Here is a 12443-nt window from a genome sequence, read left to right as displayed (position 1 = left end):
ATACTCAGCAAGTAGCGTCATGACCACACGCAGGCGACCGAGAAGATCACGTGGAAAGGCGGCCGGCATGAAGGCATTCGTCGTCGAGAAGTACGGCAAGGACGGCGTGCGCGCCGCCGAGGTACCCGAGCCCAGCGTCGGTGACCGCGATGTTCTGGTCAGGGTGAGCGCCGCGAGCATCAACCCGCTGGACAAGATGGTCCGTAACGGGGAGTTCAAGCAGCTGTTGAAGTACAAGCCTCCGTTCGTGCTCGGTCATGACGTGGCCGGCGTCGTGACGCGGGTCGGTTCCGCCGTGCGCGGCCTCGAAGTCGGCGACGAGGTCTACGCCCGTCCGCGCGACCTGCGGATCGGAGGCTTCGCGGAGTTCATCGCGATCGACATGGACGACGTCGCGCCCAAGCCGGCCTCGCTCACCCCGCAGGAGGCGGCCGCGGTGCCGCTGGTGGCCCTGGCCGCCTGGCAGATCCTCGTAGACCAGGCCCATGTGAAGCCGGGTCAGAAGGTGCTCGTCCACGCCGGTGCCGGCGGTCTCGGATCGACGGTCATCCAGCTCGCCAAACACCTCGGTGCCACCGTGGCGACGACCGCGAGCACTGATTCCGAGAAACTGGTCCGAAGCCTCGGTGCCGACGTCGTCGTCGACTACAAAAAGGAGGACTTCTCCAAGGTGCTGTCCGGCTACGACCTGGTGCTGGACGCCGTGGGCGGGGCGAACCTGGAGAAGTCGCTGACCGTGCTGAAGCCCGGCGGCCTGGCTGTCAGCGTCGCGGGCCCGCCGGACGCCGGGTTCGCCAGGCAGCTCGGCGCCCCCTCCTTCATGGGGCTGGTCATGAACGTGCTCAGCCGCAAGATCCGCAAGCGGGCGAAGGCCCTGGGCGTTCACTACCAGTTCTTCTTCATGCAGGCCAATGGCTACCAGTTGCGCGAGCTCGGCGCCCTCTACGACAGCGGGAAGCTCCGCCCGGTCATCGACAGCACCTTCCCGTTCGATCGGACGCTCGAGGCGATGGCGTACGTCGAGCAAGGTCGCACCAAGGCCGGCAAGGTCGTGGTCTCGATGACGCCCGACAGCAACTGAGATCAGGCCGGCCACACGGCATCCTCCTGGCATGATCACGCGGGGCACGACGACGCGACGGCAGGGGCGAGAGACGCTCGCCGCGTCGGGCGGAACAACATCGACGGCTCGCGTGTCTCGACGCTCATGACGGACAGGGGAGTTGTCCAACGGCGCCCTCTGCTCCGACCCCGAATCCGAGGGCTGCCGGCGGCCGCGGCAGTCTGCGGAGCCCCGTGCCCCGCGTGCCTTGTTGTCGCCTGCCTTTGGTTATGCGCTGTTGAGCTGTCCACGGACTATCGTCCAGCGTCATGTCGATCACCGGTTGGCGAGCGCATTTCACCCGTCGAGACCTGGCGTGGCCGCGCGAAAAGACCCCGTTCATGCGGGAGTTCAGCTCCCTGTTCGCCGATCTCGGTGAGGGGCTGGACGATCTGGGGGTGCCCGAGGGGCAGCCGTTCCTGATCAGCCCGGCGGGCGGGTACGACGTGGTGCTGAACCGGTATTTCTCGGTGTGGCCGGCGTCTTCGCCGTGGAACACCCAGGCCGCCCATGCCCGGGACCTGCGCACGTACTTCGACTTCCTGTGGTTCGCGCGAGGCAGGCGGGACTGGCGTGATGCGTTCATCGACGACCGGGCGGCGTTCGAGTGGTGGCGGCGTCGTGATGAGCAGAGCATGGACCTCGTTTGGAAGACACGAGTTGGGACCGGGAGGTGTCCACGGTCAACCAGTTCTGTCTGTGGGCGATCGAGCAGGACCTCGTCAGGGCAAATCCGATCCGTCAGCGCGCGGCTTCGGTGTGGTCTCCGTGGCGGGGCGGCGGCAAGATGGTGCGGCAAGTGTCAGCCGAGACGTCGCACATGGGGCCACGACGCGAAGTGAAGTGGCTGCCACCGAAGTCGTATCGGCTTTGGCGCAATGCCGGGCTGTGCGGCTTCGACTCGAAGGAGATGCCAAGGCGCGGGGTCCGTGGGAGTGGGCGGCGCGGAACGCGGCGTACGCGGCGTACGCGGATTCGATGGTCCGTACGGGGCTGCGGTTGTGCGAGCACTCGGCGCTGACGGCGTTCGATCTACCGGAGCTGCCGCCTGCGGCGTCAGGGATCGTCAACGCGCGGGCGGTGCTGCCGCACGTGATTTCCAAGCAAGGTCGGGCCGGGCGGTGTACTGGCCGGTGCCGGTGCTGCGAGATGTGCGCGACTACATGGAGTGGGACCGGGCCGAGATGCTCGACTGTGGGCGCTCGCGCGGCTTCTACATCCCGACGCGCCGATCGCTGCTGGTGGAGGATCCGGCCGCGACCCTGGTGCGGGGGGGGGTGGCCGGTGGGTGCCGGTGGCCCGCCTGGATGCGGAGGAGCGGCGCCGGCTGCTGGTGACGACGGCCGATGGCAGGTGGGAGCCGGCGATGGTGTGGCTGAACCAGTGGGGCCTGCCGATGACGATGTCCGGGTGGAAACAGGTCCCGATGATCAAGGAATCACCGGCTGGACAGCGGACGAGATCCAGACCGGCGTTGCGCGATGACCGAGCTCGGGCAGTTCGGCGCCGGCGGTCGGGCCCTGTACGACCCTCGTCTCGGCGAGCGGAGCCTCTGGGACTGGTCCGGCGACTCTCCCTGCCGCCCCCGGGCCGACTCGCCCAGCAGACCGGCCCGGGCACGCTGGAAGGAGCGGCGTCGCCCACGTCGTCAAGGCCGGCAGCGAGGACGTCGAGTGGCTCTACCCGGACACCACGATCGAGCGGATCGTCGCCCAGTGGCTGGAACTCAGGCGCTCCTCGTCGTGGTCACCGACGGCGCGGCCGGCGCCCACGTCTTCCACGCCCGTGCGGCACGTATCGGCCGTCCCGGCCCGGAGAGTCGTGGTGGTGGACACCGTGGGAGCGGCACGGCAGCCGGGCGATGGCGCACCCCGCCTCGATCACGCAGGATGCGCCTATCTCCGCCAGCCGCTCCGGCGGCCGGGGTCCGGCTGCCGGATTCTCGCGCAGTTGGTCAAGCCGGCGAGATCGGCGACGATCCGTTGGCCGGACTGCCTTCCGTTTCGAGCACGGGGGCGTAGAGGACTCCATGGCCCGGGAAGGTGTGTGTGTCACATTCCGGGGATCCGGTGAGCCTACGGCCCGTCATCACGGACCAGGCGTCAGCGACTGCACCGAAGCCCCGCAGACGTTACTCGTCGAGGAACTGAATGGCGTGCTTCAGGAACCGCTCGGGGTACTGGAACTGCGCTCCATGCCCGGCGTCGGGGTAGATCAGCAGTTGCGCGTTGGGGATGTTCTGGGCGAGGTGCCAGGAGTTGATCGAGGCGATCATCACGTCGTTCTCGCCGTTGAGGACCAGCGTCGGCTGGGTGATCGCGTTCAGGTGGGCGTAGGGGTTCTCGCCCGGCAGCGGTTCCGCGTAGGCGATGGTCGCTTCGAACTGCGCCTGTGCGACCTCGGGCGAGCTCGGCGGGTCCTGGTCGGCCCGCTGGTGGCGGCGCTCCCAGAAGGCCTTGCCCGCTTGCTTCGCGGCTTCCGAGCGGCCGAAGAACAGGAAGAGGAAGTCCTCCAGGGTGGGGACCGGGTTCAGGGCGTACTCAGGCACCTGGGGGTCACTTGTCGGGTCCCCGCCGCGGAGGCCGGTGCCGAGCAGGAGGAGCTTGCGCACCAGCTGGGGGTGGCGCAGCGTGACCTCCTGCGCCTGGAAACCGCCGAGCGAGAAGCCGAGCAGATCGACCTGCTCCAGCCCCAGCGCCCGGATGACCGCGGCGATGTCGTCGGCCATGTCCTCGATCCGGTTACGCGGCGTGCCCGATGACGAGGCGACGCCGCGGCCGTTGAACAGGATGACCTCCCGGCCTTCGGCCAGGCCGTCGGTGAGCAGCGGGTCCCAGTTGTCCATCCCCCCGCGGAAGTGCTGGACCAGGAAGATCGGGACGCCCGAGGGCTTGCCCCAGCGCCGGTAGGCGAACCTGTCGCCGTCAACCTCGATGTACTGAGTCGGTGCGGTCACATGCGTGTCACTCATGGCCTGAGCCTTTCTGGAGGGGGTGAGCAATACGATGACGTTCGTAATCTAAAAAGTCAAGCCCTTTGATGTCGATCGACATCTATGTATGCTGGGCCGTCGAGCGTCGACCGACGAAGGGACGGCTGGACATGCGGGTCACCAAGGCACAGGCAGAGCAGAACCGTGCCCACATCGTCGCGACAGCCTCCAGGCTGTTCCGTGAGCGCGGATATGACGGTGTCGGCGTGGCAGAACTGATGGCAGCCGCCGGGTTCACCCATGGCGGGTTCTACAAGCACTTCCGCTCCAAGGCCGACCTGATGGCCGAAGCGTCCGCAAGCGGGCTCTCACAGACCGCGGCGCAGGCCGAGGGCCGGGACCCCGCCGAGTTCGTCGAGCGCTACGTCGCGCGGGAGCATCGCGACGGGCGCGGTGACGGCTGCACCATCGCGGCCCTCAGTGGCGATGCCGCACGTCAACCGGCGGACATCCAGAAGGAGTTCGCGGCGGGGATCGAGAGCCTGCTGACGGCTCTCCAGGCCGCCGCCCACGGTGACGCGCCTGGGGATGCGGACGGGCGCGCGGCCCGTACCGCGCTGATCGACATGCTCGCCCATTCGGTCGGCGCGATCGTGTTGTCGCGGGCATGCCCGGACGGTTCTCCGCTGGCGGACGAAATCCTCGATGTCTGCCGCGAGGAAATTCTCGCGGCACTGGCACACGGCAACAGCGACCAGCCGACGGCAAGGAGCCCAGAGGCCTGACTGCAGCCGACCGACGCAAGCCCGCGACGGGTGGCGCCGTCAGATAGCGGACCATGGCCGTGAGGTCATGGATGAGGCACTTTCCAGGTGGGCCTGCCGTGTACGAAAGACGGACCGCCGGTCCACCACGCGCCGACGGCCACCGCGAGCGGGTCGTCGCTGACCATTGAACAGGCCCCGGACGGCCCTGTGCTGGCCGTTGCTCGCGACGCCACGGTGCTGGCCACCTTGCTTATCACCTACCGTCACGCCGCTGAGCGCATGGAACCTGAACTACCCGAGAACTTCCTCCAGCTCGCAGCGGCCGCCCTGCGGGCCTGCGAGGCGCGCCTTCGTGGCCTGAGTGACTGAGGACCTGCCAGAACCCGTCTTCATCACCGCGGCCTCGTCGGTTCAAGACGGGTTCTGAGAGCCGGTGACCAGTGCAGACGTCGCCGCCGGGATAGGCCCGGCGGCGACGGCCGCCGGGTCACACTTCTTCGGCCGCGTCCGGGTCGCGCAGCGGGCGCATACCACCGGGCAGTTCGGGGAGCTGGAAGGAGTAACGGCCCAGCATGTTGATGTGCTGCCGTACGAACGGGGAGAGACGGGCGACGTCCTCGTCGCGGACGTCGAAGCCGTCCGCGCGCAGCTGGTTGACCGCGGCGTCCATGTACCGGGTGTTGAAGAGGACGACGGCGTTGAGGACCAGGCCGAGCGCGCCGAGCTGGTACTCCATGCCGTCCTGGTAGCGCTGGTAGAGCTGCCCGGAGCGGCCGTGGAAGATCTTCCGGGCGAGCGCGTGGCGGCCCTCCTGGAGGTTGGCCTGCGCCTTGATCTGGCGGCGGTAGCCGGGCTCGTCGGCCAGCCGCAGGATGTGCAGGGACTTGGAGATCCGCCCGTAGTGCGCGATCGCGTCCCCCAGCGGGGTCGGCCGCCCGTCCAGCGACAGCATCCGGATCACGTCGTACGCGCGGACGGCGCCGGTGTGGATGGAGCCGATGATCCGCAGGATGTCCTCCCACTGGCGCTCGATCCGGGCGAGGTCGACCCGGCCGCGGGCCGCTTCCTGGAAGGCGCGTAGTCGGTGGTGGGGTCGATGCGCCACATCTTCTGTCCGGCAGGTCCGCGAGCTGCGGCGCGTACGCGAACCCGGCGAGGGTGAGGAGTCCGAAGACGATGTCGCTGTACGAGGCGGTGTCCGTGACGATCGTCTCCGGGCGCTTGCCGCCGTCCCGGTCGTAGAGGACGTCCAGCACGTACAGCGAGTCACGCGGGGTGCCGGCCACCACCTTCCCGCCCAGCCCCGCCGCCTGGTCGTTGATCATGTTCAGCCGCGTTGCGCCGCCCCGCGCCCGAAGTACTTGGGGTTCGGGCGGGCGTAGACCGACGGGACGGGGACGACGAACCGCATCCCGTCGACCGAGGCGACCAGACCGCCACCCCACACCTGCGCGAGGGGGATGGAAGCCTGGTGCTCGATGAGCGTTGCGTTCGCGGCCCGGTAGGTGGCCAGCCGCAGATACGTCTGGTCGACGTGCGACAACCTCCCGTACTTCAGCTCGTCGATCCCGCCGATGACCGGCGTGTAGCCGACGTTGCAGCCGTGCGCGACCAGCAGCGCGGCGACCGTCACGTGCAGGTCCTTGAGCCTGGCCTCACCACCGGTGATCGAGGTGAACGCCTGGTCGGCGCCGGTCCACGAGAACACCTCCAGCAGCACTCTCCCCAACCGACGTCACCAATGGTCCAGGGCCCTTCACGCCGGAGGACCCTGAGCCATGCCCGCAGTGGACAACGGACAGAACGAAACCCATTCATAACTTCTGTTATGCACTGTTGGGCTGTCCGCGGGATATCGTCCGGCGCCATGTCGATCACTGGATGACGGGTGCACTTCACCCGCCATCCAGTGATCGACATGGCGGGCGCACTTCACCCGCCGAGCTGATGTGGCCGCGGGATGCGTGTGCCCGAGGGGCAGCCGTTCCTGATCAGGCCGGTCGGCATGTACGACGTCGAGTCGAACCGGTACTCCTCGGTGTGGCCGGCGTCGTCGCCGTGGAACACACAGGCCTCGCACCCCGGGATCTGCCTTCAGCGGGGCGGGGCGGACGTTCCCCGGACGACAAGACGGGGGGTGATGACCTGTTCCCCGGCGGGGATCTCCGCACCCTCCAGGCGTGCGACGGCCCGGCCGACGGCGAGCCCGGCGAGGCGTGCGATGTCCTGTCCGACGGTGGTGAGGTCGACGTGGGCCAGGCGGGCCAGATGGCTGTCGTCGAACCCGACGACGGAGATGTCGCCGGGGACCGCGACGCCGGCGCGGAGGAAGAGGTCGAGTACGCCGGTCGCGCAGCGGTCGTTGAAGGCCAGTACGGCGGTGGGGCGCGGGCGGGTGGCCGACAGGGTTCGGGCGGCCTCGGCGCCTTCCTCCTCAGTGAGACCGCCGGGGAGAATGCGGATGTATTCGCCCAGGCCGTGGCGGTTCATGGCGGTGCGGTAGCCGCGGCGCCGGTCGGCTGCGCCCGGTGCCCGGCCGCCGTCGATGTGGGCGATGTCGCGGTGGCCCAGAGCGACGAGGTGGTCCACCGCCTGGCGGGCTCCCTCGTCGTCGGCGGTCCGTACGACCTCCAGGCCCGGGACGGACGGCCGCAGCCGGCGGGCCACGGAGACGACCGGCAGTTGCCCGGCGAGTTCCGCCAGCCGCGCGGCGGGGGCCTGCGGGCCGAGCAGGATCAGCGCTTCGCAGCGGTCGTCGAGCAGTGTCTCGGCGGCGCGCTGCTCGCCGCGCCCGGCGGCCACTGCACTCAGCGCGATCTGGTACCCGGCCGGTTCGGCCGCCGCGTAGATGCCCTCCACCAGGTCGGAGTGGAACGGATGCTGGAGGCCGAACTGCACCCCGAGCAGATGGGAGCGGTGGCTGCGGAGCAGCCGGGCCCGGGCGTCGGGTCGGTAACCGATTTCCCGCGCGGCCTGAAGGACGCGCTCGCGGGTGGCCTCGCCGGCCCCCTTCGCGCCGCGCATCACGATGGAGACCAGCGCCGTGGACACCCCTGCCCGTGACGCCACGTCGGCGAGCGTCGGTCGCTTTCCGTTGGGGACCGCTGGGGTCGCCGGCAACCTGTCCTCCCTGGTCGGGGTCGTCTCCTACGGAGTCGACTATAGAACGTTCTAGCTTTCACGGGCCACCGGAGCCTTGACAGGGGAGGGCGACAGCTGGCGTACTGCTGCTCCACGGAGTTCTAGAACGTTCTAGTTCTTTGAACGTTCTAGTCCGAAGTCGCGGAGAGAGGTACGTGGCGATGTACACACTGGCGGCCTGCGCCGAGATGGTCTTCCTGGATCTGCCGATCGACGAGCGGGCACGGCGCATCCATGACGCCGGTTTCCAGGTCGAGATCTGGGACTGGACCCGGCACGACCTTGCCGCTCTGGCCCGGACCCCGGCCGACTTCTCCTCCATGACCGGCTACATCCGCGGCAGTCTGACCGACGAGGAGGGCGCGGCCGAACTCCTGAGCACCGCCGAGGAGTCGCTCAAGGCGGCCGAGCAACTGGGCTGCCCTCGCCTGAACCTGCACGGCACCGGACTGGACGGCCAGGGCCTGCCGGTGGTGCCGGTGACCGGTGAGGTCACCGGAGAGATGTGGATCGCCGCCCACCGCACGCTCACCCGCCTCGCCGAGCTGGGCGAGAGCGCCGGGGTCGTCTTCACCCTGGAGAACCTCAACACCGCCGTCGACCACCCCGGGGTGCCGTTCGCGACGGCCGCCGACACCCTGGCCCTGGTCGCGGCCGTGGACCGGCCCGGGCTGCGGATGAATCTGGACCTCTACCACGCCCAGATCGGCGAGGGGAATCTGATCGAGCTGGTCCGCAGGGCCCATGCCCTGGGCCTGATCGGCGAGATCCAGGTGGCCGACGTCCCCGGCCGCCGCGAACCCGGAACCGGGGAGATCAACTACCCAGCCGTCGCCCGCGCCCTGGCGGGCCTCGGCTACGAGGGCACGGTCGCGATGGAGGCGTGGGCCTCCAGCGACAGCGAGCTCGCTCTGGAGCGCTTCCGCTCCGCCTTCACCGTCTGACTGTCTCCACAGCCTGTACCTACCCTGACGACGACGTACGGAGCACCCGCATGACCACCCAGCAGCCTCTCGCCGTCGGCCTCCTCGGCGCCGGACGGATGGGTTCGTTCCACGCCGAGACCCTCGCCCACCGCCTCCCGGGCGTCCGGCTCGTCGCCATCGCCGACCCCACCCCGGGCGCCGCGCGGAGCCTGGGCGACCGGCTCGGCTGCGCCACCGCCTACACGGACATCGGTGAACTGATCGCCGACCCGCACATCGACGCGGTGGTGATCGCCACCCCGGCCCGTACCCACGCCGACCTGGTCGAGGCGGCCGCCAAGGCGGGCAAGGCGGTCTACTGCGAGAAGCCGATGGCGGTCACCCTCGCCGAGGCCGACCGCGCCATCGCGGCCGCCGCGGATGCGGGCGTGCTCCTCCAGGTGGGCTTCAACCGCCGCTACGACGCGGGCTTCAGGGCCGCCCACGAGAAGATCGCCGCCGGCGCCATCGGCACACCGCAGCTGTTGCGCTCGCTCACCCGCGACCCCGCTCTGGCCGACCCGGCCCGCATACCGCCGTGGACGATCTTCCTGGAGACCCTCATCCATGACTTCGACGTCCTGCGCCACCTCAATCCCGGTGCCGAACCCGTCGAGGTCTTCGCCATGGCGGACGCCCTGATCCGCCCCGACTTCAAGGACCGCGGCCTGCTCGACACCGCCGTCGTCACCGTCCGCTTCGACAACGGCGCCCTCGCCACCGCCGAGGCCAGCTTCCAGGCCGTCTACGGCTATGACGTACGCGCCGAGATCCTCGGCTCGGCCGGGATGCTCACCATGGGCGACGTCCGCCGCACCCACCTGACCGCATACGGCCCGGACGGCGTCGCCGCCGAGTGCGTCACCTACGACCAGCACCTCTTCCACGACGCCTATGTGGCCGAACTCGCCGACTTCACCGACAGCGTCCGCACCGAGCGCACCCCCTCCGCCACCGGCGAGGACGCACGCGCTGCCCTGGCCATCGCCCTCGCCGCCATCCAGTCCGTCACCACCGGCGCTCCCGTCCGCGTCGACAAGCTTCAAGACCTGTGAAACACGGGTCTTCGGCCCCAGCGCGGACCCCGGCGCCGTGCGACAAGTACGGGGTGACGGCCAGGTCAGTCCAACATGCGACACCCCCGCTGCTCGAGTGCGGCGGGGGTGTCGGTGACTTGTAGACGTCTGAAGCGGGTGAGCCGACGGACAGGGCAATGACGGAGGCGATCAGTCCACCGACACCGACACCGACGAGTGCGGCGATCCGTGCGAGTGGGCCGGCCGCCCTTCATCGTCCTGACTTGGGCCATGGACAACGGGCAATGGCAAACCCTGTCCATAATTGCCGCGCACCGAGGCATCCAGGCCCAGCCGCTCACCGACCGCCCTGATTTGCACCGGCCCGTCGGCCTCCCGCACGATCGCCAGGATCTTGCGGTAGTCGCCGGGCAGCGCGCCCTCGTCGGCCGCGTCGCTGTGGTGCGGGATGAGCAGGACCGCCCGCCCGGCCACCTTCACCGGTACCGGAGCGAAAGAATCGGCCGCCTCGGCGTCGGCCTGGGCCTGCTCGGCCAGGCGGTTCAACACCCGCTCGGCGATCGCCAGTTCGTCCCGCTCGACCTCGACCTCGACCTCCTGAAGCTGCTTGGTCAACTGCTCGACGAGGGCGTCCAGTTCGCTCCCGCGGGCGGGGCGGTGATCCACTGCCGCTCCTGCATCCCCGCACCCTCCCGCGTTCTCAGGGCGGGCCGACCTGCTGACGGATCGTAGGCGAGGGTCGGAGGCAGGCGCAGCCGAACCCGGCATCCCCCAGAACCGGACCGGCCCGATGATCTACGCCATGGTCATCGGCCGCCGACCGGCGCGATTACCCCACTCGTCGCTCACACCAGAGCCGCGACCTGCGACTTTCCTGAGGCTGGACCACGCTTCAGCGAGGCAGCAGGACCTCAACCTGCCCCCGGATGTCCTGCACGATCTCCTCGACGCTCAAGGCGATGTTCACGCTCGCCGCCATGCTGAGGAACATCACGGCGGACACGATGTGTGCCAGCGTCGCGGCGTCGCCCTCGGCGACCCGCTCGTCTCGGCGCAGCACGGCGGCGACGGCCTCCTCGGTCTGCACGACGATGGCGAGTGCCGCGCCGTGCCGGGGCTCCTCGGGGTCGCCGAAGACCATCTCTCGCAGGTAGGTGCGTCCGTTGTCGATCTGGATGCGGTTGCACTCGACGATCGGCCGGACGATCGCCAGCACCGCGTCCAGCACGCCCGGGACGGTCTCGGCGTCCGCCCGGCCCTGCTCAAGTGCTTCGACGTACTTGGCGTTCTGGACAAGGAGGAGGAGTTCGCCCTTGGTCTTGGCATAAAGGAACAGGGTCCCGGTGCCGATGTCGGCCTTGTCAGCGATCTGCTGGGTCGTGACCTCGTCGACGCCGTGTTCGGCGAACAGTTCACTGGCGGCAGCGACGATGCGGTCGAGTTTTTCCTGCTTTTTCCGCTCGCGCCGTCCGAGAGGCATGGCGGTGTCCTCCTGGAATAGATTCTGACTGTAATCAGTTATGATTGTACTCAATATCGTGTGGGCTCGAATGTGGCTCCGCTCATTCTCCCATCGCGGGGCGGCGAGTCGTTGCTCCACCCGTGCGCAGCCACGTACTTCACATCCCTCTGGGAAAGAAGGAACCAATGCCCTCCCTCGATGGAGCAGTCGTCCTCGTCACCGGCGCCAATGGCGGTATCGGCACCCACTTCGTCCACGACGCCCTGGCGCGCGGCGCCGTCAAGGTCTACGCCACCGCCCGCTCCCCCCGCGCCTGGGACGACGACCGCATCGTCCCCCTGACCCTTGACGTGACCGACCGCACGTCGATCGACGCGGCCGTGGCCGCCGCGGCGGATGTCACCGTGCTCGTCAACAACGCGGGCGCCACCCCGCCGAGCGCGAGCCTGCTGGACGTCACCGAGGCAGACATCCGGGCGAACATGGAGACGAACTTCTTCGGACCGGTCTTCCTCGCCCGCGCCTTCGCACCGATCCTCGCCGCCAAGAAGGGGTCAGTCCTCATCGACGTGCACTCCGTTGCCAGCTGGTATGCCTTCGGCGGCGCCTACAGCGCGTCCAAGGCCGCACTGTGGTCGGCCACCAACTCGCTGCGCATCGAGTTCGCACCCATGGGCGTCCACGTGACGGGTGTGCACATGGGCTACGTCGACACCGGTATGGCCGCGCACGCCGACGGACCCAAGATGCTGCCGACGCAGCTGGTGACGACGGTCTACGACGCCGTCGAGGCCGGAGAATACGAGGTCCTGGCCGACGAGTTGACCAAGGGGGTCAAGGCGGCTCTGAGCGGCCCGGTCGAGGCGCTTTACCCGGACCTGCACAGCACGGAGGCCTGAGCTTGTTGTTCGGTCCCGACATGATCTCTTCACGTCGGGACCCGGTAATCCGTGGCATTCGAACAGTGGCCGACCGGTGTCCAGAAGCGGTGCACCGTCGCGGCCGTCGAGCGGTGGATGACGTCGGCGGTCGATCCG

At 69.0% G+C, this 12443-nt stretch carries 14 protein-coding genes and 1 pseudogene; 6 read left to right on the top strand and 9 right to left on the bottom strand.

Translation table 11 applies throughout. The annotated features are described in order from the left end of the window. Nucleotides 1–67: 67 nt before the first annotated feature. Together IO24_RS0136720 and IO24_RS45380 are read left to right on the top strand one after the other, a co-directional pair. Nucleotides 68–1081 (top strand): NADP-dependent oxidoreductase, encoded by a 1014-nt coding sequence (locus IO24_RS0136720; RefSeq protein WP_031143655.1) that lies wholly within the window; start codon nt 68–70, stop codon nt 1079–1081. A gap of 290 nt (nt 1082–1371) precedes the next feature. After that, complete coding sequence (locus IO24_RS45380) at nt 1372–1944, top strand: hypothetical protein (RefSeq protein WP_157851322.1); 573 nt, start codon at nt 1372–1374, stop codon at nt 1942–1944. Nucleotides 1945–2781: 837 nt separating this feature from the next. Here the strand turns inward: IO24_RS45380 and IO24_RS45375 are convergent. Both IO24_RS45375 and IO24_RS0136705 read right to left on the bottom strand, forming a co-directional pair. Further along, nucleotides 2782–2937 (bottom strand): hypothetical protein, encoded by a 156-nt coding sequence (locus tag IO24_RS45375; protein WP_157851321.1) that lies wholly within the window; start codon nt 2935–2937, stop codon nt 2782–2784. Nucleotides 2938–3233: 296 nt separating this feature from the next. Beyond that, a complete protein-coding gene (locus tag IO24_RS0136705) occupies nt 3234–4073 on the bottom strand; it encodes an alpha/beta fold hydrolase (protein WP_031143651.1) in 840 nt (279 codons plus the stop codon). A 68-nt stretch (nt 4074–4141) separates the two neighbouring features. Between IO24_RS0136705 and IO24_RS0136700 the strand changes: the two genes are divergently transcribed. Then, entirely contained in the window at nt 4142–4819 is a 678-nt protein-coding gene (locus IO24_RS0136700) for a TetR/AcrR family transcriptional regulator (protein ID WP_234335364.1), read from the top strand. A gap of 469 nt (nt 4820–5288) precedes the next feature. Here the strand turns inward: IO24_RS0136700 and IO24_RS47270 are convergent, their stop codons facing one another. The 5 genes and pseudogenes from IO24_RS47270 to IO24_RS0136680 all read right to left on the bottom strand — a co-directional run bounded on the left by IO24_RS47270 (nt 5289) and on the right by IO24_RS0136680 (nt 7921). Next, nucleotides 5289–5906 (bottom strand): Tn3 family transposase, encoded by a 618-nt coding sequence (locus IO24_RS47270; RefSeq protein ID WP_267886832.1) that lies wholly within the window; start codon nt 5904–5906, stop codon nt 5289–5291. A gap of 61 nt (nt 5907–5967) precedes the next feature. Further along, nucleotides 5968–6126, bottom strand: a pseudogene (locus IO24_RS47265) (Tn3 family transposase); the annotation flags it as partial. A 2-nt stretch (nt 6127–6128) separates the two neighbouring features. Beyond that, nucleotides 6129–6521, bottom strand: coding sequence for a Tn3 family transposase (locus IO24_RS47260; protein WP_051906003.1), 393 nt, complete (start codon nt 6519–6521; stop codon nt 6129–6131). Nucleotides 6522–6733: 212 nt separating this feature from the next. Beyond that, complete coding sequence (locus tag IO24_RS47255; protein ID WP_267886831.1) at nt 6734–6868, bottom strand: hypothetical protein; 135 nt, start codon at nt 6866–6868, stop codon at nt 6734–6736. Between the two features lie 27 nt (nt 6869–6895). Continuing rightward, entirely contained in the window at nt 6896–7921 is a 1026-nt protein-coding gene (locus tag IO24_RS0136680; protein WP_031143645.1) for a LacI family DNA-binding transcriptional regulator, read from the bottom strand. A gap of 182 nt (nt 7922–8103) precedes the next feature. Here IO24_RS0136680 and IO24_RS0136675 point away from each other — a divergent pair, with 182 nt between their 5' ends. Together IO24_RS0136675 and IO24_RS0136670 are read left to right on the top strand one after the other, a co-directional pair. Continuing rightward, nucleotides 8104–8886, top strand: a complete 783-nt coding sequence (locus tag IO24_RS0136675; protein ID WP_031143643.1) for a TIM barrel protein — start codon at nt 8104–8106, stop codon at nt 8884–8886. Nucleotides 8887–8936: 50 nt separating this feature from the next. Next, nucleotides 8937–9962: a Gfo/Idh/MocA family oxidoreductase gene (locus IO24_RS0136670; protein ID WP_031143641.1), complete on the top strand. Its 1026-nt coding sequence runs from the start codon at nt 8937–8939 to the stop codon at nt 9960–9962. Nucleotides 9963–10133: 171 nt separating this feature from the next. On the opposite strand, the gene IO24_RS46070 is transcribed toward IO24_RS0136670, so the two are convergent. Continuing rightward, on the bottom strand, nt 10134–10610 hold the full coding sequence (locus IO24_RS46070; protein ID WP_063768086.1) for a hypothetical protein: 477 nt from the start codon (nt 10608–10610) through the stop codon (nt 10134–10136). A gap of 226 nt (nt 10611–10836) precedes the next feature. Next, complete coding sequence (locus IO24_RS0136655) at nt 10837–11424, bottom strand: TetR/AcrR family transcriptional regulator (protein ID WP_031143637.1); 588 nt, start codon at nt 11422–11424, stop codon at nt 10837–10839. Nucleotides 11425–11591: 167 nt separating this feature from the next. Between IO24_RS0136655 and IO24_RS0136650 the strand changes: the two genes are divergently transcribed. Beyond that, nucleotides 11592–12305 carry an SDR family oxidoreductase gene (locus tag IO24_RS0136650; protein WP_031143635.1) on the top strand — a complete coding sequence of 238 codons (714 nt, stop codon included), beginning with the start codon at nt 11592–11594 and terminating at the stop codon, nt 12303–12305. Nucleotides 12306–12443 lie beyond the last annotated feature (138 nt).

It is taken from the genome of Streptomyces flavovariabilis (assembly GCF_000725785.1).
GTDB lineage: Bacteria > Actinomycetota > Actinomycetes > Streptomycetales > Streptomycetaceae > Streptomyces > Streptomyces hawaiiensis.
The sequence above is the reverse complement of the archived record's forward strand: the minus strand, read 5'-3'. Positions and strand labels throughout refer to the sequence as shown.

Excerpts from the sequence above, each read along its gene's own strand:
- IO24_RS0136705 (WP_031143651.1), bottom strand. The coding sequence starts at position 4,073 with ATGAGTGACACGCATGTGACCGCACCGACTCAGTACATCGAGGTTGAC.
- IO24_RS0136650 (WP_031143635.1), top strand. The coding sequence starts at position 11,592 with ATGCCCTCCCTCGATGGAGCAGTCGTCCTCGTCACCGGCGCCAATGGC.
- IO24_RS0136720 (WP_031143655.1), top strand. The coding sequence starts at position 68 with ATGAAGGCATTCGTCGTCGAGAAGTACGGCAAGGACGGCGTGCGCGCC.
- IO24_RS0136675 (WP_031143643.1), top strand. The coding sequence starts at position 8,104 with ATGTACACACTGGCGGCCTGCGCCGAGATGGTCTTCCTGGATCTGCCG.
- IO24_RS0136700 (WP_234335364.1), top strand. The coding sequence starts at position 4,142 with ATGTCGATCGACATCTATGTATGCTGGGCCGTCGAGCGTCGACCGACG.
- IO24_RS45380 (WP_157851322.1), top strand. The coding sequence starts at position 1,372 with ATGTCGATCACCGGTTGGCGAGCGCATTTCACCCGTCGAGACCTGGCG.
- IO24_RS0136655 (WP_031143637.1), bottom strand. The coding sequence starts at position 11,424 with ATGCCTCTCGGACGGCGCGAGCGGAAAAAGCAGGAAAAACTCGACCGC.
- IO24_RS0136670 (WP_031143641.1), top strand. The coding sequence starts at position 8,937 with ATGACCACCCAGCAGCCTCTCGCCGTCGGCCTCCTCGGCGCCGGACGG.